Raw genomic sequence first — 23891 nt, forward strand, 5'->3', positions numbered from 1 at the left:
TATTGGATACCTCGAATTGTGGTTGATAGAGAGAGTTAGGGGGTGAATGTTTCCTCAGATAGCTGGGGAAACATTATTAAGATTGATTAATTTGACCATTCATCAGTAGTGCTAACCTCTGGGGGTAAACTGGGTTGACTACTGTTATTATTTGTTCCCAGTAAAGTTTGTTGCTTTTGCTGTTGTTTGTCGAGTTTTTTCTGTTCAGCAGCACGTTTTTCTAGTTCCATTTTCAGTTGATTAACAAAACGGGTGATAATTCCTTCTTTTGCCTCCTGTCGAGTATTTCCATCTTGTCCAGCTACCTTATCTTTGTAGCGATAATTGGGGTGATAGGAGGGTAAATTTTTGACATTGTTGACAAAATAGCTGACGTTCTGGAAATAATCACCCTCGTTAGTAAATAATAGAGGAGGATTAGCCAAAATCTCATTTTTTGCCTGATTAAGCAGTATCTGTAAAGCATTAATCATGTCCTTACGAGATGCAAATTGTTCTAAAGCAAGTCGCCAATTACCGCTAATATCGATAATGGACTTATTGTTAAATAAATCGCCTTCGATGACTAATTGATAAGTATCATCTTCCTCATCGTATTCTAGTAAACCGAGAGCAATTGCGGGATAGAAAATAAACTCTAATTCCTCAATTAATTTCGCAGGTGGTGGGATAATATCAGCAAAATCTATCCTGTAATCATTGTGTAAAATGCTTATTCTCTTTTGGTCTTGATAGATTTTTTGTAACCCAGATAAATCAGTAATGATTCTTAGGGGAAACCCACCAAATTCGTAGGTAATTAGGATTTCTTCGTCCGTTTGAATTGATTTAAAAGAAGTACCCCGATTAATATTTAAATCAGATTCGAGAGTCTTCAGGAATCTTTGCATGGTGGGTGAATTATCATCCTTAGTCCCAATTAGTAATGCTTTATCTGGTTCCAAGCGATAGTAAGCATCATTAACATTTATGGGTAACATTAAATCAGCTTCTCGCAGAATTTGCGCCAAGCGTTCAGGAAAATCATGGGGTTTATATTGACCCATAAATCGCTTAATTACTGCATCAATCTTATTAGTGCTTACTGATTGAAACTGTTTCTCAATTGTTGCTGTTAGGGTCTCTTTGAGAGTCTCATTATCAATAACAAAGGATTGGCTAAATAAACTGAATAAGGAAGCATTATAGCCTAAATTATTAGTGACTTTTTGGCTAACGGAAATGTATTGAGTTCGGGAGTTACTGTCAGGGATACAGTTATCAATATTCTCCTCTGGGAAAATACCTTCCCCAGTCATCTCGTCGAGATTTAACTGCATTAACTCCTGTTCGTATTTATCGTATTCTGTGATTAGCTGATATAGGGATTCTTTCAGTTGTTGTATCTGCAGTATTCGACTAGAAATATGCTTGAGAATCGCTTCAACAATCTTTCTGGATTCCCCATTGATGCTGAAATTAAAGTTCTGCTGAATTAATTTTTGTCCGCTTTGAACGTAGTCTCTTAACTCGGCCTTGATTCTCTCACTATTGGCATTTTTATTAAACATCTTGAAGACAGACTTTTTCCCGTTTATATCTTCGAGAGTTTGTTTAACATTTCGCCAAATGTTATCAATTTTTTCCGAGGAATGAAACCCTTTATTATCCTGAGATAATTCCTCTAGATTCCCCTTGTAGGTATTAATCTGTACTTGTAAAGCGACCAAAAAAGATAGGCTATTTTCCAAAGAAAATTCTAAGCTATCAGGATTAAGAAGAATCTCCAAAAATTGGTCAATATCTGACTTAAATTTTTCGATTAACTTGGGTTGCGTTTGTTGGGTCAGAGTTAACCAGATTCCGCGACTGCTATCTGTTTCTCCCCCTTGTACTTTGCGAAACTCTTTTTCTAGGGATTGCTTGACGGTTTGGGGTAAATTCTCCAAATCTTGACTATTGGATATTTCTTCCTCTAGGGAATTTTTCCAAGAGGTTAAAGTCTTAGAAAAAGTTTTATTATTCTCTAGGGTTGCTTCTTCCAATCTGGCAGTAAAATAATCCTTATTACTTTGAGTACTCCAATTAGCTAGGAACTTACTTAATAACTCTTGTCCACTGGGACTTTGACCATATCCCTCTAACCAAAATTTGATTAATTTGAGACTAAAACGATTGAGACCAATCTGCACAATTCGGTCGCGAGTAAAATAAATCCTCGCTAGTCCAAAGGAGATATAACCTTGACACATCTGAAAAGGATGATTATCTTTACGAATCATCGGGTCTTTATAGTTATCCCGATTGCTTTTGATGTGAGGAGATAACTCATCGGCAAAATCCAAGAAAATCTTGTAAGCAATGACGTTACATAATTTACCTTTGTTATTAATCCGGTAATCTCCCGCAGTGCGATTAGAAACTAAGTAGGCAAAATCAAAAGGAGAACGTTTTTCATCGATGTTGACGAAATTTTGTTTATCATAACAGACTTGAAAGGAATTACTTTCATTGGTATAATGGTCTAACTCTTTCAAAGCTGCATAGGTATTAGCTCTCATAATTGCCCCATCACCATAAAGTTTAGGACTAATTATTAAATAACCAAAGGATGTATATTCGGCGGTTTGTTGTAAAATATGACGCAAAGTATAGGCCACATCGAGGAAAATACCGCTACCAGTTCCCCCACACAAAGAACCGACAACAAAGACATTTAAACCCTCTTGGACATTAAAACTTTGACCATTAACTTTACCGCTAAACATAAAGGGTTCATGACCAGAAGTTCGTCTTTCCGCTGCTTCAATTGCCTCTTGAATTTTTTGATAGTTATGGAAGAAAGCTAAACGACCGACGGGACGAATACCCCCCGCACCATTTTCAATGGCAGTTATTTGTTTTTTTAGTCTTGGGTCTAACCAGCTTTCAATATGGGAAAAGGGACTTTCAAAAAGGGTTTTGTGTTCAAGTTCAAAGATTAGATTGTTAACATCCTGAGCATTCATATTAATGAATACTCTTTCGGCAGCTGATAGAATAATTTCTTCCCCGTGATAGCTATTTCCTGTGGGTAAACCCGAACCATTGAAAGCGTTTTTGTCTGTGTCAATATGAACAAAACTGACAACGGGTAGGTTAGATAACTTCCCATACTTATCAATAATAAAGCGACGAATTCTCATTAACACATCTCGACCAGTACCACCTAATCCGATGATAACTGTCCGTTTGATAGCGCGGGTTTGACTGGTGTTAGCCATGGTTTAAATCTCCTGAGTTATTTTTTGCTAATCTGAATTTGTAGGTCGAAATCTTGATGGTTATGGTGATAGGTTAAAGTCAGGTAATTTTTATCTATCTTCACCTCCTGAGTTAGTTGATTACCTCGATAAAAAATCTCTGCTTGTTTAGTGGGTTTTAGATATAACTGATTGCCGCGTCTTTCTAAATAGCAGCGAATTTCTTCCCCATGACAAGGAATGGTATTCTTATGATATTCATCACCACCGATGTTAATTCTTTCGGATGTTTTTAAAATATATTTTTGGGTTTCATTGTCATCATCATTAGATGAGACTTTAATAGTCCAAGCAGTATTTAACCGCAACCAGTGACGAATTCCCAAAATACTCGCTACTATTCCCCCAATTCCCATTAATGTAATTACCAATGCTGGCAACCATAACTGACTCAAGAGATAAGGATTAATCAAACAGGTTTCTTGTCCTCCCGGTGCGGGAGTGCAAAACTCTTGTGCTGTGGGAGCAATATCGACAACTGATAGTTTATATTTATTGCCGTTAGTGGCAGTAATTTCTTGAGTTCTTAGATTAATTGGTAGGGAATTAAGCCAGTTTTGTCTTTCCAAACTTTCGGGAGAATTAGCAAGACGAAAAGGGCTATTTTTTGGGGTTTCTATCCACTGTTGTGAAGTAATCCCCGCGGCAGTAGAAAGGGGTGCATCGGTAATCCAAACTACCGACTGGGGTTTGATAGCTTGATTGGCAGTTAAACGACACTGATTTAAGCGTGCCAGTCGGGGATAAACGTGCCATTCTGCGCGCTGAATATCGGTATTTTTAGCACTTTGGCTAGATTGCCAAGGAATTGACTTTAAAACCGCGTCTATATCTTCCCTTCCGCGAATTAAAATCGGTTCTGTAATCGGTTGAACATTATCAGCAAAGGGGACTAAATAAACGGAATCGTTATTTTTTAAACTATCGCGAATAATTTGACCGAGGCGCGTGCGTCCTTCATCATTAAAGTTAACACTGCCGGTAAGATCGATCGCTAGGATAACATCTCGTCCCTGCCAACGAGCCACCAAATCTAATCCGAGTTTTTGCCAATCGGTAAGCGGTTCCCCGGGGGATACCGTTAAACAGTCAGCACTTTTCATCTAACCTCGTCCGAGAGTGAAAAATTGAGCTTATCCCTATCCTTGCCCCATTGTACTAAAAAAATAATACTTCTTAAAAGTTTTTTTCGCTTTTATTCTCGATTTGCCCTAGGTCATTGTCAATAGTAACCATAGATTAAACTAAATTTTAAAGTTCAGCTGCCCGCGCATTTAAGTGGGTGAGTGGAATTAAATATAAGATGAACGTAGGTTGGGTTGAAGCATGAAACCCAACGCCAGCATGGGTTACGCTACCGCTAACCCATCCTACAAATAATTGTGCCTCCCTACTTAAATTGCTTGTTGAGATAAGGCAAGAGGTAACAGTAAAGGGATTGGGGGAGATTCAGAGGTTAAAATGTGTCCTAGCTTATCATCTAACCACCTAATCCTAATTCTCGTCTGAGCAATTGAATTGATTTATCCCCAATATAATTATCACTACAGATAATTTCTGGCAGACGAATTAAATCTGATCGCACTTCCTTAATTAGATTTTTAATTAAAGTATAACTCGCTTGATCACTGATAATTGTCTGGGAAGTTCGAGCTAAAACTTTTAACTTATCCGTTTCATGAATTTGGGCAGACATAACTAATAAATCATCGCCCCGTAAACTATGAATTAAAATTTCGGCCACCTTAATAATACCGGTGCTAATACTGACAATCCCCAAACGGCTATCGGTGGGTAATTTTTTGATTAATGCCAATTCCTTGCTGTAATCGTAGATATCGATGGGAATGACTCGCAGCTGAAAAGGAGCAGCAATTTCCTCCGCCACACTGATAAAATAGCGACTGGTGACAACAGTGGCAGATTTAGTATTGGCTAAAACTTGGGCTAAATCCTCCATTGCCACTAATTGGACGGGAATTTTGAGGGATTGCTCTAATTCTCTCAACATTAGTTCCCCTGCACCCAAATCGTGACGGGGAATGGTGACAAGAACTTGAGAACTACACTGCGATCGCCAATCGATTTCCGCCAGTAATAACTCGCGAATTTGCTCTAAAGTTAAACCTTGAGCGAGAAAACCAGCCAAACTCTGGCGAATTAGTCGGCCTATTTCTGGATTTTGTTCCAATAGGGGCGAACCCAATAAATTATCGTTTTCATGCCCGCGAGCCTTGACATAAATCCCCGAACCTGCTATGGATTCCACTAACCCATCGTCTTCCAGTTGTTGATAAATTTTACTTATCGTATTACGGTGTAATCCCGTGATCATAGCTAGTTGACGGGTACTAGGTAAACGATGGCCTGGTGGATACTGACGAGAGGCGATAGCGAAGCGAATTTGGTCAAATAATTGCTTAGAGGCGGGTATTTCACTGTCTGGCTGGATTTGGAACTGCATCGGATCACTTCGCTCACAAACTACTTTCGCTGATGCCCATTCTATCATTAGACCCCCTGCAACAATCGGACATTTTCACGGCTCTGAGGGGTCTTCGAGGCAGTATTCAGGAGCTAGAAGCAGCAAAAACCAAGATGTTATACTAAATCCGTTGAGTAACCCACAGAAAACGGGTTTCTCCGAGAAACCCGTTTTCTACTCATGCACTAATAACCAGATTTAGTATTATTTATTTAAACTAGAAAAGCCACTTTTTTGCTGAAAAATAGTTAAAACAATAATTTTAGTCCGTCCCCGAAATCCCACTTGTGCGGTAGATAGTCAACAGCTGATTAAGGGGATTGATCCTCGTGGAGAAGTTTTAAGCGATCGCTCAAGGTTTTGGTTAAGCGGACAGTTTCCCGTTTTAGCGAGTTTTGTTGATAATCAAGCACATCAATCCCTTGACCGATATTTACTGTCGCTTCGCTTCCCCATCCGGGGTAAGGCTGATTATAACTAATACTTACTGGCAAAATCTTGATATCTGCATCGGGTTTCATAGTCTTAACTTCCAACGCGATCCGCGCTACTCCCGGTTTAAGGGGATGAACCACTCGATCGCGACAGATACCCCCTTCTGGAAAAATCGCCACCATTTCCCCCGCGGCCAAAAGTTCGACACTATGGATCAGACTACCCATACCGGGGTGATCGGTGTTGACGGGAAAACCCCCCAAACGTCGGATAAACCAACCTTGTACCCCTTTCATCTCGTTAGCGGAAACCATAAAGCGCAAATCGCGTCTAGTAACTAAGCGTCCCACTGCGTAGGGTAAAATCAGCGCATCCCAACGGGAACGATGGGTAGGTGCAAGGATGACACCCCCCGTTAGGGGAATATTTTCCTGGCCCGTAACCGTTATTTTGCTGAAAAAAGCTGGTAAAACCAGATAATTTCCCAGAAAATAACAAAAGCGAATTAAACAGGGATTAATTCGGGAATTGACAGCAGGAATTTTTCTAATGGTGAGGGACTCGTCAACGATAGTGCTTTGAGACATCCGATTGTTAGGAAAGATCGAGACTTTCTGACCACTTCCACTTTAGTGCAGTTGTCTGGGGGTCGCTATCTTGTCCTGACCAGTTCGGCAATTGTCTTGAGGGATTAATGGTTAGGATTGGGGTTGTACTCCCGCTCCTACCGGTGCGATCGAGTTTAATTGCAAAGAGGGATGATCTTCTTTGACTTGCTGTAAATTCCACTCATTTTTGAATAATAAGACGGGACGACCCCAATAATCTTTGACGGTTAAAGTATTAAAGAGTTTACCTGCTTTTTCCAAAGCGGCCCAACCCCCGGCGACCCAACGGGCTAAACTATAGGCTAGGGGTTCGAGGGTAGTTTCGACTCCGTACTCGCTTAAAAGACGGAATTGCACCACTTCAAACTGTAATTGACCGACGGCGGCTAAAATCGGGTCGCGTTTAAATTCATCGATCGAGGATAATATCTGTACGGCCCCTTCTTCCTGCAATTCCGAGACTCCTTTTTGAAACTGTTTGAACTTGGAAGGGTTAGGATTTCTGAGATAGGCGAATAATTCCGGAGAAAAACAGGGAATCCCTTCGTATTCGAGCTTTTTACCCATATAAATCGTATCACCGATCGCAAAGACCCCGGGGTTATTCAATCCGATCACATCTCCGGGATAAGCTTCTTCAATAACTGCGCGATCTTGGGCAAAAAGTTTCTGAGGACGGGATAAACGGATAGTTTTACCAGTTCTAGCGTGGTTTACTACCATATCCTTCTCAAATTTCCCCGTACATACCCGCACAAAGGCTACCCTGTCCCGATGTTTGGGGTCCATGTTTGCTTGCAGTTTGAAGACAAAACCGGTGAAATCGGGATAGGTGGGATCAAGGACTCCTAGGGAGGAATTGCGTCCTCTGGGTAGTAATCCATAGTCGAGGAAGGATTCTAGGAATAATTTCACCCCAAAATTGGTCATCGCGCTACCAAAAAAGATCGGGGTCATTTCTCCTGCGTGGACTGCTGGCAAATCCAATTCCGCACCCAATTCCGAGAGCAGTTCTATATCCTCTTTTAACTGGTAATACAGGTCTTTTTCGAGATAATCCTCAATTTTGGGGTCGCCAAGCTCGATCACGGTTTCCTGCGCCTCCTGAGAGCCGTGGGAGCGACGTTCAAACAGGTGTATGGTCTGGGTGGCTCGATCGAAGACTCCCCGAAAGCGATCGCCAATTCCGATCGGCCAATTGACGGGATAGGTCTGTAATCCTAATTCTCGCTCGATTTCGTCCAATAAGTCCAGGGGTTCGCGGCCGGGGCGATCCATTTTGTTAACAAAGGTGAAGATGGGTAACTGCCGCAGTTTGCACACTTCAAAGAGTTTTCTCGTTTGGGGTTCCAAACCTTTGGCCGCGTCGATTAACATCACCGCATTATCGGCAGCGGCTAGGGTACGATAGGTATCTTCGCTAAAATCTTGGTGGCCGGGAGTATCGAGGAGATTAATCTGAAAATCACGATAATCGAACTGTAAAACCGTGGAAGTAATCGAAATTCCCCGTTGTTTTTCCATTTCCATCCAGTCGGAGGTGGCTTTGCGTTGGTCGCGTCTTGCTTTGACTGCACCCGCTTGATGGATTGCACCCCCGTATAGTAACAGTTTTTCGGTCAGGGTGGTCTTTCCTGCGTCAGGGTGGGAGATAATGGCAAAATTTCGCCGTTTTTCCAAGACAGCTTCGCCGGTTTCTAGTTCTTTTTCAATTTCGGTCGTCATTCTAATTTCGATCGCTTTCCTATCTTTCTATTCTAGTTTAGCTGGGGAGTTAGATATCTTTATGGCTCTGATTCTAGGTTAAACTCAATCCGGCTCTGTAAAACCATTTCTGCAATTACCGCTCCTCCTTTACCTTGAGCTAAAACCCGCTCAAAACGGTTGATTAATTCGGGAATATTGATCACTTCCTCTACCGATTCTAGATATCTTTCGACAATTGCCCTGATCTTGTATCTTATCTTAGCTTGCTCCGCAACTTTTTCTAAAATTTCCTCGCAAGTCTGCTCGGTTTTAACCACAAAAGTAATGGGATATTTTTGCACTTTATCAATATCTAAAAAATATTTATCAGCAGCTATCGTTTCCGTAACTTGAAAAAATCGACCTAGGGGTTTCATGACAAAATCTATCCCCCCGTCATTGGCATTTGTTCGACCAGTTTTATATAAAAGTAAGTATTCAGAGTTTAACTGATCAGGCGACCATCCCCAATATATTTTCCGTTCCCCATAATACTCTTTAAGAATTGCATAACTGACAATCTCAAAAACTCTAGCATCAATGTTTGGTCTGAGTAAACTCCGAATAAATTCAATGGCTTTCTGGGGATCTTGCTGTTGAATATCAATCATCTGTTGACAATAGCTGATAAATTGATTAAATGCTTTTTGTCTTGTTTGCACATAGGTATCAATTATATCTATAATCACTGGCGCAATATTAACTTGATTACCCTCTAGAGAAACCTTAATTAGATTCTCATTAATCCAGTATCTATTGGTTTTAACATCTCTAATTATCGGCAGATAAGATAAAGTGGGAAAATACTTGTTAAATTCCTGATTTAATCGATGATTGAGAGCATGATTTTGTAATTTATTGCCAAAAGGAAGCTCCCTTTGCCTGCGAAAAAGTGTAATATACTGAGCGCCTTGATACTCGTCGTATCCATCCTTAAGATGAAACTCATTATTAATATAGTCTTCCACTAAAACATAAATGGCATAATGATTAGCCAATCCTGCTCGGGATTTAGAACCTCGATTAGCGGCTCTAGTTTTAATGTTCAAATATTGCAATAACTCACTAGCATTTAAAATGCTATTTCCCTGATTGGGAAAGTAATTATCGATAATTTTAATAATTATCTTGGTGAATTCATGCTTTACTATCGACATCGAAAAGACTCTCCTGTACAAAGTTAGATTCTTGTTTATTTTCGCTTTTTCTACTATAGCTTTTTTGAGGAGGGAGTAACTTTTCTCCCTTGTATTCTTGCCATCCGAGAATCCGTCGAAGACCAATTTTTAAATACTCCTCTTGTAATTCTATACTAATAGAAATTCTTCCCAAACGTTTAGCTACAGCTGCAGCTGTAAAAGTTCCTGCAAAGGGATCAAGCACAATTCCACTCTTGTCAGTGCTGGCCAAAATAATTCTTTCTAGCAATGATTCAGGTTTTTGTGAGGGATGATTTTCGTATTCATCCATGCGATATCTTACCCTAGGAAAATACCAGACATTGCCTGGTACTTTCTCTGTATTGTATTGACTCGGAATCGCTTTTCTATAATCAATTAGTTTTCGTTTTGCTCCAGTTTTTGCTTCTATCTTAATATCCTTTGAATTAAAAGTGTAATTATTTTTATCTTTCACACAGTGAAGTATTGGTTCATACATCGAACCAAAGTATTTTGTTGCTTGTACTCCTGAACTATCATAATGCCAGATAATGCGACTAAGAATCGTCATTTTTTGTCTTAAGTAAAGATCAAAGTAAGGCATTGCTTGAGTGCTGGCCATAACATATAATGTTCCCTGGGGTTTCAAGATACGAAGACACTGATCAAGAATTTGATTTGCCCAATTTATATAATCATTTTCCGATTCCCATTTGTCGTAAAAATCGGCAAAGTGCTTACCTATATTATAGGGAGGATCGAGAAAAATTAGATCTACAGAATTAGAGGCAATCTCACTGGATAAAATCGGCAAAGAATCACCATGAAATATAACTTGCTCATCAGCTTCGTATCGTTTAAACATGATCATTTTTTCAATTTAAAGTAGTTAGATTTTTACTAGCTATTAGCGTTCAGCACCTAGAGAATTTTTCAGATATCAGAACATCCACTTTTAGTTCTTTATTTTTCAATTAAGCTGAGGGCTTCAAGATCAATCCTATAAGATTTGTTGGGAAAATTTATATTTGTCAACAAAATTACAAAGTATTGTAAATATTGTTAAACAATGTATCGAATGTCAACTATTGGTCAAATAATTTTGACATAATTGGGGTGGAGGGGTTGACAGGTAAAATTTTTGTGTTTTATCCAGCATTTCTTAAGTGTAACTAGGATAGTTTAAAATCCACAACTGATAGTGTTATGAGTGATAATACCAAACAAATTTATAACTACACCGTTATTCTAGAAAAAGAGTCAGACGGTGGTTATCACGCTTTTTGTCCTGCGCTTAAAGGTTGTCATTCTCAAGGAGACACTTTTGAAGAAACGATTGTCAATATTACAGAAGCTATGGAATTGTACCTCGAAAGTTTGATAGCTGATCATCAACCCATTCCCAAAGAAGATTTGATTTTTAAGCCTTTAAATATTTTAATATGAGTCAGTATCCCGCAGTCTAATAATCGGGACGAATTATTTCCAGTAAATTTCTTGCTACTGCCTCCACCACTGGTACAGGAACAGCGTTTCCGAATTGTTTTTTAGCGATAGCCGGCTGTGGATGATAGATAAAATTATCGGGGAATCCTTGTAATTTACGCGCATCTTGGGGAGTAATTTCTCGAAACTTTTTGGGTTTATAGATTTTCTTTAAAAACAATTGTTTGTATTCTTGGGGATGAGTAGCGGTAATTGAAATAGTAGCAATATAATCTTTAGCACCCGTAGCGGTTAGGGTAGGAATAATATCGGCCGTCGGTAAAATAATCCGATAAATGCCGTTAATTCCCGTCATATTTTTCGAGTTAATAAATTCATACTTCCCCTCCTGCGTTTGCCAACAAATCCCCAGAGAAACTAACTGATTTAGTTCCTCGATTTTTAGATCGGGTATAATTTCCAAAAAAGCAGAAAAAGCCACGGGATGACCATCTTTTTCGCCATACTTTTTACTGCGTCTTAATTTCAGCAAAGCTAAACAGATACTTTTTTGTCGTTCCGTAGTTTTGATAATATCCCAAGAATGAATAGTTGTGTGACCATTTCTTAAATCAGAAAAAATAAAAAAGTCATTTAATTCATCTTCTTTTTGAAAACGAGTTCTCGATGGAGGAACAAAACCATTAAATAAAGTATCTGCGGATAACTTGACTTTCTCGACGGGTTGAATATTCTTGATGTCTTCTAAAATATCTAAAACCTTCGGATGGATACCCAAAGGTAAAGGAAATTTAAACCGATCATAGTTGTCTATATCTTTTCTAATTCCTACGATAAAAACTCTCTCGCGATTCTGGGGTAAACCAAAATCGTAGGCATTTAATAACTGCCAGTAAACTTGATAACCACAGCTGGTTAATTCATCGATAATTAACTCTAAATTCTCCTGATTGCGAGGACTAGCTAACCCACTGACATTCTCGAAAATAAAGCTTTTCGGTTGACTTTTCTGGACTAATTTAATCGCATCAAACCAGAGTTTTCCCCGGGGGTCCTCAAATCCCCGTAAACATCCCGCCACCGACCAAGGTTGACAGGGAACGCCGCCGACAATAAGATCGAGATTATCGGGTAAATTGCTAATTTTACTCACATCTCCGAAAGCAATTTCATCGCTGTTGAGATAGCTAATAAAATTTTGTTGATAAACTTGGATGGCCTGTTTATCAATTTCTGAATAGCCTAAACAACGTCCTCCCAATTTCTCCAAAGCGATTCTAAACCCACCGATTCCCGCGAATAAATCGATAAAACGATACTGGGGATGGGTGATAACTAGATGTAGGGGTAATTGGGTTTGTGTGCTGACTTTAACTGTGGTTTTCAAGGGTCAATAATTCCTTTTCACCGTCTGGGAAGATGCCTATCTGTATTAATTATTTTAGTATAACTTAAGAGTTTTTTTTCGGTATTTTCAGCCGATAGAGGCACGACAATAATAGACCTCTAACCCACATTCCGCACTTCCAATTGTAGTAAGCTGTACTGAATTTAAACTGCGGATTGAAAATTTTAGTACAAATGCTCAAACTTCCTCTCCCTGCTCCCTTCTCCCTTGCAGCCTTAACGAGCAATTTAGATAGTCAACAGCTTATGACTGGTAGCATATAAAATGAAAATAACTTAAGTATTTATACTTATGCTCTTCGGGCAGAAAAAGTGAGAAACTAAAAAAGTTCTCAAAAAATATTCAAGTCAAGAAAAATGTCAAAGATAGAAGTAAAAAATCTAGACCACTTTTGTTCTAGAGCGAAAACAATTGACAAAAATAGCCGAATGTCTTTCTCTATAAGGGTTTCATCCCTCGAACCAATTTTTGCTTCCAAGCCAGCTAAACAAGATTTCTTTGACCGAATTTGGTTCTCTCGCATCCGTGTCTTAACCTGTCGGTGATTCAGCAAGATGTGTCAGGCAGTCAGATAAAAAACTTGTTTCTGGGCGGGGAATCCCTACAATAGGAAACAGGATAATTAGTAGTAGATGAAAACCGATGGGTCAGTTTTTTAAACAAACTTTCGCTAGTTGCTTGGGAACTTTATTGGGATTATTGGTATTTTCGTCCCTAGGTGTGGGGGGATTAGCATTTTTACTGCTTTCTTTCCTGATTTCTAGCGATAGCTCCTCAGTTAAGGAAAAATCAGTCTTAGTCTTTAACTTAGCCACCAATATCAGCGATGCTCCCCCTAGTTCAAGTTTAGCCGATAGTTTGACCAGTGAGAGTCGGATCACTTTAAATTTGCGACAGGTGATAGCGGCGATCGAAAAGGCCGCCCTTGATGATAGTATTGTCGGTCTGTTACTCTACGGTCGCGGCACTGTCGGTGAATATGGCTATGCTACCCTGACGGAAGTGCGGCAAGCTTTGGCAAAATTTCGCCAATCGGGTAAAAAAATTATCGCCTACGATGTGGAATGGACGGAAAAGGAATATTATCTCGCTTCCGTTGCTGAAAAGGTGATTATTAATCCCGTGGGGAGAATGGAAATTAATGGTTTAAGTAGTCAACAAACCTTTTTTGCCGATGCACTAGAAAAATATGGTGTGGGGGTACAAGTGGTAAAAGTGGGTTCTTTTAAAGGTGCGGTGGAACCCTATACGCGTCAGGATTTAAGTGTCCAGAATCGTCAGCAGCTGCAAACCCTACTCGATACAATTTGGTCTAATTATAGTTCCACAGTGGCCAAAAGTCGCAATTTAACACCCCAACAGGTGCAAACTATTTCTGATACTCAAGGTATTCTGGAAGCAACCACAGCGAAAAAGGCGGGTTTTGTTGATGAAGTGGCCCATTTAGATCGAGTAATTGCTTTAGCAAAGGATTTGACAGGAGAAGCAAAAAATAAAACTAATCAGGAGGAAAACTCTGGCTCCTTTTCGCAAATTTCTTTAGCTAATTATGCTAGTTCTCTCGATGAGGAGGAAGATAGTAGCGATCAAATAGCGATAGTTTATGCAGAAGGGACAATCGTAGAAGGTCAGGGAGATAGAGGCGAAATCGGTGGGGATAAATTGGCGAAGGAATTGCGAAAATTACAAGGGAAGGAGGAGGTAAAAGCGGTAGTTTTGAGAATTAATAGTCCGGGGGGAAGTGCCACCGCTTCCGAGGTGATTCTGCGAGAAATTAAGCGTTTAGATGCGAAAAAACCGGTAATTATTTCTATGGGTGATGTGGCAGCTTCTGGGGGTTATTGGATTGCGATGGGTGGTCAAAGAATTTTTGCCGATAATGATACAATTACTGGTTCGATCGGTGTGTTTGGATTGTTGTTAAATATCCAGAAGATTGCTAATAATAATGGCATCGATTGGGATACGGTTAAAACTGGAAAATTGTCCGATATATCTACTATTACCAGACCGAAAAATCCCCAAGAATTAGAAATTTATCAAGCGGCAGTTAATCAGTTCTATGATTTATTTATCGAGACGGTAGCCAAGGGGCGAAAATTATCCCCAGACAAGGTTAGAACTGTGGCCCAAGGTCGTGTCTGGACGGGAAAAGATGCGGTTAAAATTGGTTTAGTTGATCAAATCGGTGGTCTAGAAGCGGCAGTACAATACGCAGCCAAAACAGCTAAATTAGGAGATGATTGGAGTCTTAAAGAATATCCTCGATCGCAAAGTTGGCAAGAAGAACTTGTCTCTAATTTCTTGCAAACCTATCTTCCTCCTCTAACTAAAAATAATCACCCTTTGACGCAGGAATGGCAAAATTTTCAGCAGGAATTATTGAAGTTACCTACATTTAACGATACCCATAGTGTTTATGCTAAGTTACTTTTTAATCTCGATTTTCGCTGATACTTAGGTAAAAATAATGCTCTCTAATTCTGAAATTCTTTGACAAAAATTTCTATGAATCGCCCTAATAGCGTTATTCTTGGTTTAGCCTATATTTTGGGATTATTATCTACAGGTCTGCTAGATTTTAGTCCCCAGTTAAACCGATGGCAAGAAGTGGTAATTAGAATTGTTATTATCAGTCTAATTACCCTGTTAACCACAACTTTTATCCGTCGTTTTTGGTGGCAAAGTCCCCCGCAAAAAATTTGGCTGATAGCGGGATTAATAGCTATCTTTGCCGTTGTTTATCTAGAAATTCGCACTCCTTACCCCAGCGCAAACGATATCAGTCATCTTTTAAAAAATAATGTGGTTAACTCTATTAAAATCACGGGCAGTATTATATCAGAAATTCGTCTCAATCGCCGAGAAAATTTACAATTTTGGTTAGAAGTAAAGGAATTTAGCCTCAATAATTTACCAAAGGAAAAATCCACAGGTAAACTCTACGTTACTCTACCAAATCTAGCAGAAAATCAGGTTTATCCCGGACAAGAAATAACAGTTAAAGGATTACTCTATCGTCCCCGTCGTGCCAATAATCCCAATGCTTTTGACTTTGCTAATTATCTAGCGCGTCAGGGTGCTTTTGCTGGTTTAAAAGGGGAAATAATTATCAATAAAAAATCACCGACTTGGGGAGTTTGGCAGATTCGTCAGCGCATTGTTGAGGCACAAATTCAAGGAATAGGCCAAGAAAAAGGCACTTTATTAAGTTCGATTACCCTCGGACGACAAGCGGTTAATTTGCCAGCAAAAATCACTGATTTATTTATTAAAACTGGATTGGCTCACATTTTAGCAGCTTCTGGCTTTCATGTGTCTATTTTGTTGGGATTTGTTTTAACTGTTACTCGCAATTTATCCCCTAAAAAACAGTTCACTATTGCCGTTACTATCTTAATAATTTACGGCACTTTAACAGGGTTACAACCTTCAGTTCTGCGGGCGATTTTGATGGGAATTGGCGCATTAATTGGTCTGCTTTATAATCGACAAGTTAATAGTTTAGGTTCCCTGTTACTAGCGGCTACAATTCTATTATTATGGCAACCTCTCTGGATTTGGGATTTAGGATTTCAGTTAAGTTTTTTAGCGACTTTGGGATTAATTATTACCGTTCCCTTACTGAAAAATAAAATTGACTATTTCCCTAATTTAATCGCTGAACCTATAGCTATTAGTCTAGCTGCCACTCTCTGGACTATGCCTTTATTAATGTTTACCTTTAACTCGATCGCTCTTTATAATATCCCCATTAATATTATCACAACTCCCCTAGTTACCCTGATTAGTTTAGGAGGAGTTTTTACTGCCTTTTTAGGCTTAATTTATCCCCCTTTGGGCAGTATCGGTGCTAGTATTCTCTATTACCCTCTAGAGTTATTACTGCAAATTACCAACTTTTTTAGTCTGCTTCCTTTTAGTACCTACTCCACAGGTAAATTATCCTTAGGAGTGATGTTAATTATTTATATTTGCCTTACCTTAATCTGCTTTAATATCTGGTTTCGTCAACGGTGGCATTTAATCGGTTTATTTATCCTCACTTTAATTTTAATACCGATTATTTATCAGCATTTAACTTTAACTCAGGTGACAGTTTTAGCCACCAAATCGCAACCGGTAATAATTATTCAAAATCGAGGAAATACTCTCTTAATTAATGGGGAGGAACCCGCAACAGCACGTTATACAGTTTTGCCTTTTTTGCGACAGGAGGGAATTAATCAAATACAAGGAGCAATAACCGTCAATAATTCGGCGCAATTCTCAACTATCAGTGAGGACATACCAATCAAAAAAACTATTACTTTATCCCAGTTAGAAAAATTTAATCTCGGCGAAATTACTGGACAATTGCTCGAGAAAAATTTATTTAAATTTCAGGTAAAAAATCAATCTTGGCTCTGGATTATCAACCCGAAAAATCCCGTTAATTTATCCCAAGAATTCAGCTCCCTAGTGTTATTATGGCAGGGAAGCAATCTAGATAAACAATGGTTAGAGTCCATTCGACCTCAAACAGCGATCGCCGTCACCAACAATCTCTCCCGTAATGCCAGAAATCAACTGAGAAAGGCCCGGATTAAGACTTACTGGACGGGGAGAGATGGTGCGATTCAATGGACAGCAAAAAATGGATTTCAACCCTTTCTAATTAATGAGTGATGTGTACTACCAAAACCGAACAGGGAGCATGATGCACTACATAATTACTGACACTACCTAAGATTAACTCAGATAAACCCGATCGACCGTGACGACCAACAATAATTAAATCTATCCCTTCTTGCTGGGCAACTTGACAAATTTTCTGGCCCGGATCACCGATATAATAATCAGCCCGGGCTATGATATTATCCTCCTTAGCTCGATCGACTAAACCGTTTAACCAAGCTTGTAATTCCGCTTGCATTTCTTCGGTGATTTGTTGTTCTAAGGCGATCATATCGGGGGGATAACCGCCACCATAACCGATCAGATTACCATAAATAAAAGTTTCCGTGTAGGGAGTCAAAGGTTTAGACAGACTATAAACAATTCGCAACTCACTAGCGTAGGTTTTCGCTAAGAGAATAGCCGTATTCAATACCTCTGGAGTGACATCTTGATAATCCACAGCCACGAGAATTTTATTATAGAGTTTGTTGGTATCCCGATCGACTGAGAGTGTTTCCGTATTATTCATAGAATTAGCCTCCTCGATAGCAGATAACGTCAGGGTTGAAGTTAATCTTTTTTCCCATCGGCTGCCAGCAATACCCTGGGGAAATAGCCAAAAATTGCTGAAAGCTGATGACTGATAGTTGACGCTCCCCTACCTCTAGTGTGACATTTTTCGGATGATGTAGCTAAATCCCCAAAAAAATTAACAATTTGGGGAGACTCCGAGACGATACCCTAGGGTTGATTCAAGGTAGGGTTGATTCAAGGTAGGGTTGATTCAAGGTAGGGTTGATTCAAGGTAGGGTTGATTCAAGGTAGGGTTGATTCAAGGTAGGGTTGATTCATGAATCAACCCTACCCAAACCCCGGAGCGCATTAGCTTTTCGGTGGGATGCTTACAGCCAGATGCTGATACATTTGTAATCATCTAAGAGTCACCGATAATTGCTGATTGTCGGTATTTCTGCAAATGTGAGATGCACCCCTAGATTTTTTATAAAAGTATTTATCTTAAGATACAATATGGTTGAGATTTTTTGCAGCAGAGGATCTAGTCGAATGAATGAAGATAGCAAAAATTATGAGATGCAAATTCTGGCAATGATGATCAATCAGTATTTGGATGATATGGTATCTCTGAGTGAAGAAAAATTAAACCAGCTAGAAGCAAACCGCGATCAGATTGTTTGGGATTTAGCCACAAGAATTTACAAGGAAAGTGGTCATAAAGTAGAATTTCATATAATACGAAACTTAATTAATTCTAGAATTGAAGTTATGAGATATCAGTTATTTTTCAGTCAATCCAGTCTATTGGAATCAAGGAGAATCAATGAAGAGAAAGCTATTAAAATAGCAGAACAAAAAGCTAATGCTGTTATTAACGATAAAAACAATGATGATACCGAGAAAATAACGTCACAAGACAATGAACGAAAACTGGCAATTTTTATCAAAGTTCAAGAGATAATTAGTGATCAATTAGATGTGGAAAAGTCTGAGATACATATTGATGATGAACTATTTTATTTAAAATCTAAGGAAACCCTCAGTAGTTATAGTTCTTCTAGCTTTTATAGTTCTTATGGTTCTTGTAGTAATGGTTTATTAGTCTCAAATTGGGGAGGAGATGAACTTGATACAGTTGAATTAATCATGACTTTAGAAGAAGAATTTGATCTAGAACTTTCAGAAGAAAAATGCCAAGAATTTACAACAGTGAAAAAGCTAGTTGATTATCTGGCTGAAAATTTAGGCAAGTAACAATATTAATTTTTACGAAAATATCTCAAGTTATCAGCCAAGTATAGCTATAATCCAATTAGAGCGAGTTCTAAACCAACAACTTATGATTAGTCGCTACATTGTCCTATGGCTACCGATGATCGTAATAGGAGTTAGTAACGGTATCCTCCGAGAAACCACCTACGGAAAATATCTCGATGAACTGCGCGCCCATCAAATTTCTACCCTGACAGGAATCCTCTTTTTTAGTCTTTATATTGGCACTCTTGTCTATTTTTGGGGTCTAGAATCCTCCGGTCAAGCAATTACTATCGGTTTAATTTGGTTAGTATTAACAGTGGGGTTTGAGTTTCTGTTCGGTCATTTTATCGCTGGTCATTCTTGGTCAAGATTAGGGCAAGATTATAATCTTTTAGCGGGACGAGTTTGGATTTTTGTTCTCTTGGTCATTACTTTTGCTCCTTTACTATTTTACCAACTTTTTTCTTAATTATGAAAGCTATTATCATCAATCGCTATGGCGATAGTAATGTTCTCCAATACACCGAAATAGAAAAGCCAATTCCCCAAGGGAAAGAAGTCTTAATTAAGATTATGGCAGCGGGAATTAATCCGATTGATTGGAAGATTCGTCGGGGAATGCTCAAAATAGCCACAGGTAATAAATTTCCCCTGCAATTAGGTTTTGATTATAGTGGAATTATCGTTGAAAAAGGCAGTCAGGTGGAACAATTCCAGATCGGAGATGAGGTTTTTGGTTTTGTCAATAAATTACCCGGTAGAACCTATGCTGAATATGCAATTATTCCCGCTTCCCTATTAGTTAAAAAACCGCCTAATCAGAGCTTTATTGAAGCTGCTGCCACCCCTTTAGCTGCTTCTACCGCTTTGCAAGTCTTGCGAGATTTTGGCAATATTAAAGCAGGAAATCGGATTTTAGTTAATGGTGCATCGGGAGGAGTGGGTAGCTTTGCTGTGCAGATAGGGAAAATTTTCTCTGCGGAAGTAGATGGAGTTTGTAGTAGTAAAAATATCGATTATGTCACCTCTTTAGGAGCAGATAAAGTTATCGATTATACCCAAGAAGATTGGAGAAAAACTGAGCAGAAATATGATATAATCTTCGATGCTGTGGCTAAGTCTTCTTTTTGGCACTGTCGTCAGCTTTTAAAACCCCAAGGGACCTATATAACCACCCTCCCAAATCCAGGAATTATCCTCTTAAATTATCTCGGTGCTTGGTTGCCCCAAAAAGGGAAACTGATATTTTTTGCTCAAGCACAAGCGTCTGACTGGCAATTTCTCAAAGAAGCGATCGAATCGGGTAAATTAACTGTTAGAATCGATCGCACCTATACTTTTTCCCAGGTGGCAGCAGCTCATAATTATAGTGAATCGGAAAGAGTGCGCGGAAAAATAGTCTTAATCCCCGATTAAGGATAAATAGTTAGGGATTTTCCCGATTTTTTGGGGAACGAGTAAATAGTTTTAAGTAGGTAGAAACAGAGAATTCTTTAATTGGGAAGGTGATAAAAGTCAAGGGATTAATAGTAATAATAATATTGCGGCTATCCCTCTGTACCGCCTTGATAATCTGTTTAGCCACCCAATCGGCCGACATAATACCCACAGGATTTAAATTACTCTTAAAAGGGCCAAGAATTAGCTTTCTCACCACACAGGGAGCATCTAAACGACGCAGGGTAATCATATCACCGATCGCTCGTTTACTGAGTTCGTAGAGGGGACTAAAGGCAGGATTAACCTCCGCTTCCGAGGTATTCACCCAGACTTCCTTGCGGGCAATTTGCTCGTTAGTGCGGACAGTTTTGAAGAATAATTCCATTAAACGCCAGACGGAAAAAGTATTCACTTCGTAGGCTAATTCGATCGCTTCTGGGGTTCTTTGGCCGTGGACATTAACGCCATGATTTAAAATCAGTATATCTACAGACTTAAATAGGTTCTCAAGTTGCGTTTCTTCGCCGATTTGCCATTTCACGGTTTTTACGGGTACTGATTCGCCGTTAATTTCAAGAGCGATCGCATTCTCCCCAGAAGTGAGCGCGATCACCTTGGCTCCCTTCAGTTGTAGGTACTTTAACAGCGATCGCCCTAAAGTTCCATTCGCTCCGGTAATGGCGATCGTTTTACCCTTGAGAGAAAGTGCCGTCCCCATCAATTTATCCATAAAGGTGAAAGTGCCACAATAATAAGCCTTTTGGTTATCAAAATGGTGTCGCCAGTGGTAGGTACGATTAACGCGCCATTGAGCGGGAAAACTCTCAAATTCCCCCGGACGATGGGTTAAATCGGTTAATTCCTCCAGATTGGCGATACCTAAACCTCGACCGATCGCCGTACTGAGAAAAGCCAAAGTATAAAGGGAACCTAACCAACCCAACCAAGGGCGATCGAACCCCCAAGAGTAGGCCAGTAGTACCGGTAAAACACTGGCAGCCAACATCACCAAGGCCTCCGGTACATCATTGTACCAGTGCGCCCGACGATAAATTTCCTCGCTCATTACCGACAGATCGGGACGAAAAACCCGATGATGCCAGACGTGCAGACGATAAAGGGGCTGCCAATGGTGGGCCAGAGCATGATAGCAATCACGCACGATCTCCACCCAAATAATTGAGCCACAAATCAGTCCGACACAGAGGAGCAGGTTTGACATAGGGGATAAATGTTAAATTTTCTCAACGAATGTAAACAAAGCAATCTTAGCCGAAAAAGCGCATTTATCGGGTAAAAGGAACCAATAGCCTGAAAAACTGGGGTTTCTTTACCGAAAAAACTTAAGATTCCGTTAAAAATTTTAACAATTTTCGGTAAGATAAAGCAAGAAATAAGCTTCTATTTGAACAGTTACTTAACCTGAGTCGATTATGGCAGAAAATTATTGGTCGCGAGAGGATGATAACGAAGAATTAGACCCGATTGGTTCCCTCCTATCTGACTGGTCCGATCCCGAAGATGAGGAGGAGGAATTTAGGAGCGAAATTTTTCAAGGCCGATCGGGACGCAGACAGAAAGCGGCTTTTAGCCTCATGGCGATCTGGACAATAATTATCGGACTTCATTGGCTGAGTTGGGGTTATTGGGCAATTATCGCCTTAACTATGGTACTATCGGGGCAAGCTTTGCGGCTGCTGTTCACGAAACCAGAAACGCCGCCAATTCCTTTGCCAGATTGGGATTTAGCCTCTGTCCCCAGGGTGTCCCTCTTAGTAGCGGCCAAAAATGAAGAAACTGTAATCACGAAGCTGGTTAATTATCTCTGTCATCTAGACTATCCCCAAGATAAGTTAGAAGTTTGGATCGTCGATGACTATAGTACCGATAACACCGGTGCAATTCTTGATCGCCTTGCTTTAGAATATCCCCAATTAAAAATTCTCCATCGTCCTGCTAATGCCGGAGGTGGCAAATCTGGCGCCTTGAATCAGGTTTTATCCCTGACTAACGGGGAAATTATCGGCGTATTCGATGCGGATGCGGGATTATCCTCCGATTTACTGCGTCATGTGGTCCCAATGTTCGACGATCGAGAAGTGGGTGCGGTACAGGTGCGAAAAGCGATCGCCAATGCTGCCGAAAACTTCTGGACCAAAGGACAAGCGGTAGAAATGATCTTTGATAGCTGTTTCCAACAGCAACGGATCGCAGTGGGAGGGATCGGAGAATTGCGCGGAAATGGTCAATTTGTCCGTCGTAGTGCCTTAAATCGTTGCGGGGGTTGGAATGAACAAACGATCACCGACGATCTTGATTTAACTATTCGTCTCCATATTGATAATTGGAAAATTAATGTCTTAAATTTTCCCGCAGTAGCGGAAGAAGGGGTGACAACTGCGATCGCTTTATGGCATCAGCGCAATCGTTGGGCCGAGGGTGGTTTTCAGCGTTATCTCGACTATTGGAAAGCAATTTTAAAGTCTCCCATGCCTTGGCCGAAAAAGTTTGATTTAATTGCTTTTTTGCTCGTTCAATATATCTTACCTGCGGCCGCTATTCCCGATCTTTTAATCACAATTACCCAGCATCAAGCCCCGATTTTAACGCCTTTAACTGGTTTGGCTCTTTCCCTTTCTCTCTGGGGGATGGTGACAGGATTAATCCGAGTCAATACGGGTAAAAAATTCACTTTTGCTCTCGGTTTGGACATCCTGGCTCAAACCATTCGCGGCATGATTTATATGATGCACTGGTTTATTATTATTCCCAGTGTCAGCCTACGGATGGCTTTGCGTCCTAAACGTTTAAAATGGGTGAAAACCGTTCATCTGGGGGAACATCTCAGCGCCGAAGTTTAATTTTCGAGGATAGACTCCCAAAACTTTGGCTTTATCAGGCTCGAAATCCCCTGTCAGTCAAGGTAACAGCCTTTGGAAACCCCTTTGGGAAAAATTTCCAATTTCCTTAATCATGCTTGCTGCCAATAATGTGTTAATTTAGATACAGAATTGAATTCCGTGACAGCACTGGGGTGGCGAAAAGCGCTCGCTCCAGTTTTTTTTTGTGATCGGTTAGTGGAATGTCTGCGCTTGTTAATCACTTTAAGGTTAAATCTAGCGAAAATGTAATTAATTTCTTATCGAGAAAACGGGTTTCTTCAAGAAACCCGTTTTCTGTGGGGTTTTTTGCGGGAAGCATCCCCCTCTCCTCGTAGGTTAAGGGGGTAAGGTCATAATAATCCGTTGCCAAAACCGACTTTTCAGAATACAATAGGGACGAGTAGTCATTCATCGCTCAGATTAGTTAAGATGACATTACATGACTAATAATATTGACCATGACCGCTTATTTAAGGAGTTAATCTCCACCTTTTTTGTCGAATTTATTGAGTTATTTTTTCCTCAATTGATCGATTATTTAGATAGGGAATCGATTACTTTTTTAGAC

General features: G+C 39.8%; 18 protein-coding genes. 7 read left to right on the top strand and 11 right to left on the bottom strand.

Translation table 11 applies throughout. The features are described 5' to 3' along the window. Positions 1-86: 86 nt before the first annotated feature. From IM509_RS13080 to yhdJ, 7 genes are all read right to left on the bottom strand, one after another. Positions 87-3242, bottom strand: a complete 3156-nt coding sequence (locus tag IM509_RS13080; protein ID WP_072923733.1) for a tubulin-like doman-containing protein — start codon at positions 3240-3242, stop codon at positions 87-89. Between the two features lie 17 nt (positions 3243-3259). Continuing rightward, a complete protein-coding gene (locus IM509_RS13085; RefSeq protein ID WP_002756598.1) occupies positions 3260-4384 on the bottom strand; it encodes a vWA domain-containing protein in 1125 nt (374 codons plus the stop codon). Between the two features lie 377 nt (positions 4385-4761). Then, positions 4762-5793: a GntR family transcriptional regulator gene (locus IM509_RS13090; protein WP_072923730.1), complete on the bottom strand. Its 1032-nt coding sequence runs from the start codon at positions 5791-5793 to the stop codon at positions 4762-4764. A gap of 284 nt (positions 5794-6077) precedes the next feature. Next, positions 6078-6788 carry a lysophospholipid acyltransferase family protein gene (locus IM509_RS13095; protein ID WP_072923728.1) on the bottom strand — a complete coding sequence of 237 codons (711 nt, stop codon included), beginning with the start codon at positions 6786-6788 and terminating at the stop codon, positions 6078-6080. Between the two features lie 111 nt (positions 6789-6899). Continuing rightward, complete coding sequence (prfC, locus tag IM509_RS13100) at positions 6900-8534, bottom strand: peptide chain release factor 3 (RefSeq protein ID WP_052275524.1); 1635 nt, start codon at positions 8532-8534, stop codon at positions 6900-6902. Between the two features lie 59 nt (positions 8535-8593). Beyond that, positions 8594-9712, bottom strand: a complete 1119-nt coding sequence (locus tag IM509_RS13105) for a restriction endonuclease (RefSeq protein ID WP_072923725.1) — start codon at positions 9710-9712, stop codon at positions 8594-8596. After that, positions 9693-10580, bottom strand: a complete 888-nt coding sequence (yhdJ, locus tag IM509_RS13110; protein WP_002751178.1) for an adenine-specific DNA-methyltransferase — start codon at positions 10578-10580, stop codon at positions 9693-9695. Before yhdJ ends, IM509_RS13105 begins: the two co-directional genes overlap by 20 nt. Positions 10581-10921: 341 nt before the next feature. Between yhdJ and IM509_RS13115 the strand changes: the two genes are divergently transcribed. Next, the gene (locus tag IM509_RS13115) at positions 10922-11161 is read left to right on the top strand and encodes a type II toxin-antitoxin system HicB family antitoxin (protein ID WP_002732327.1); all 240 of its coding nucleotides are present in this window, start codon (positions 10922-10924) and stop codon (positions 11159-11161) included. A 16-nt stretch (positions 11162-11177) separates the two neighbouring features. Here the strand turns inward: IM509_RS13115 and IM509_RS13120 are convergent, their stop codons facing one another. Further along, positions 11178-12548, bottom strand: coding sequence for a DNA cytosine methyltransferase (locus tag IM509_RS13120; protein WP_072923722.1), 1371 nt, complete (start codon positions 12546-12548; stop codon positions 11178-11180). A 663-nt stretch (positions 12549-13211) separates the two neighbouring features. On the opposite strand from IM509_RS13120, the gene sppA reads away from it, so the two are divergent. Continuing rightward, a complete protein-coding gene (gene sppA, locus IM509_RS13125; protein ID WP_185236876.1) occupies positions 13212-15023 on the top strand; it encodes a signal peptide peptidase SppA in 1812 nt (603 codons plus the stop codon). A 54-nt stretch (positions 15024-15077) separates the two neighbouring features. Next, positions 15078-17237 (top strand): ComEC/Rec2 family competence protein, encoded by a 2160-nt coding sequence (locus IM509_RS13130; protein WP_072923720.1) that lies wholly within the window; start codon positions 15078-15080, stop codon positions 17235-17237. On the opposite strand, the gene IM509_RS13135 is transcribed toward IM509_RS13130, so the two are convergent. After that, positions 17227-17757: a universal stress protein gene (locus IM509_RS13135; protein ID WP_185236877.1), complete on the bottom strand. Its 531-nt coding sequence runs from the start codon at positions 17755-17757 to the stop codon at positions 17227-17229. The two genes, IM509_RS13130 and IM509_RS13135, sit on opposite strands and share 11 nt — an antisense overlap. A gap of 536 nt (positions 17758-18293) precedes the next feature. On the opposite strand from IM509_RS13135, the gene IM509_RS13140 reads away from it, so the two are divergent. From IM509_RS13140 to IM509_RS13150, 3 genes are all read left to right on the top strand, one after another. Further along, a complete protein-coding gene (locus IM509_RS13140) occupies positions 18294-18998 on the top strand; it encodes an acyl carrier protein (protein WP_052275519.1) in 705 nt (234 codons plus the stop codon). 85 nt (positions 18999-19083) lie between these two features. Further along, complete coding sequence (locus IM509_RS13145; protein ID WP_072923715.1) at positions 19084-19470, top strand: hypothetical protein; 387 nt, start codon at positions 19084-19086, stop codon at positions 19468-19470. A 2-nt stretch (positions 19471-19472) separates the two neighbouring features. After that, complete coding sequence (locus tag IM509_RS13150) at positions 19473-20417, top strand: NAD(P)-dependent alcohol dehydrogenase (protein ID WP_052275517.1); 945 nt, start codon at positions 19473-19475, stop codon at positions 20415-20417. Between the two features lie 10 nt (positions 20418-20427). Here the strand turns inward: IM509_RS13150 and IM509_RS13155 are convergent, their stop codons facing one another. Then, positions 20428-21663 carry a bifunctional sterol desaturase/short chain dehydrogenase gene (locus IM509_RS13155; RefSeq protein WP_052275516.1) on the bottom strand — a complete coding sequence of 412 codons (1236 nt, stop codon included), beginning with the start codon at positions 21661-21663 and terminating at the stop codon, positions 20428-20430. 211 nt (positions 21664-21874) lie between these two features. Here IM509_RS13155 and IM509_RS13160 point away from each other — a divergent pair, with 211 nt between their 5' ends. Next, the gene (locus IM509_RS13160) at positions 21875-23302 is read left to right on the top strand and encodes a glycosyltransferase family 2 protein (protein ID WP_052275515.1); all 1428 of its coding nucleotides are present in this window, start codon (positions 21875-21877) and stop codon (positions 23300-23302) included. Between the two features lie 238 nt (positions 23303-23540). Here the strand turns inward: IM509_RS13160 and IM509_RS13165 are convergent, their stop codons facing one another. Next, positions 23541-23735 (bottom strand): hypothetical protein, encoded by a 195-nt coding sequence (locus tag IM509_RS13165; RefSeq protein ID WP_052275514.1) that lies wholly within the window; start codon positions 23733-23735, stop codon positions 23541-23543. Positions 23736-23891: the final 156 nt, after the last annotated feature.

It is taken from the genome of Microcystis sp. M31BS1 (assembly GCF_020245285.1).
GTDB classification, from domain to species: Bacteria; Cyanobacteriota; Cyanobacteriia; order Cyanobacteriales; family Microcystaceae; genus Microcystis; species Microcystis panniformis.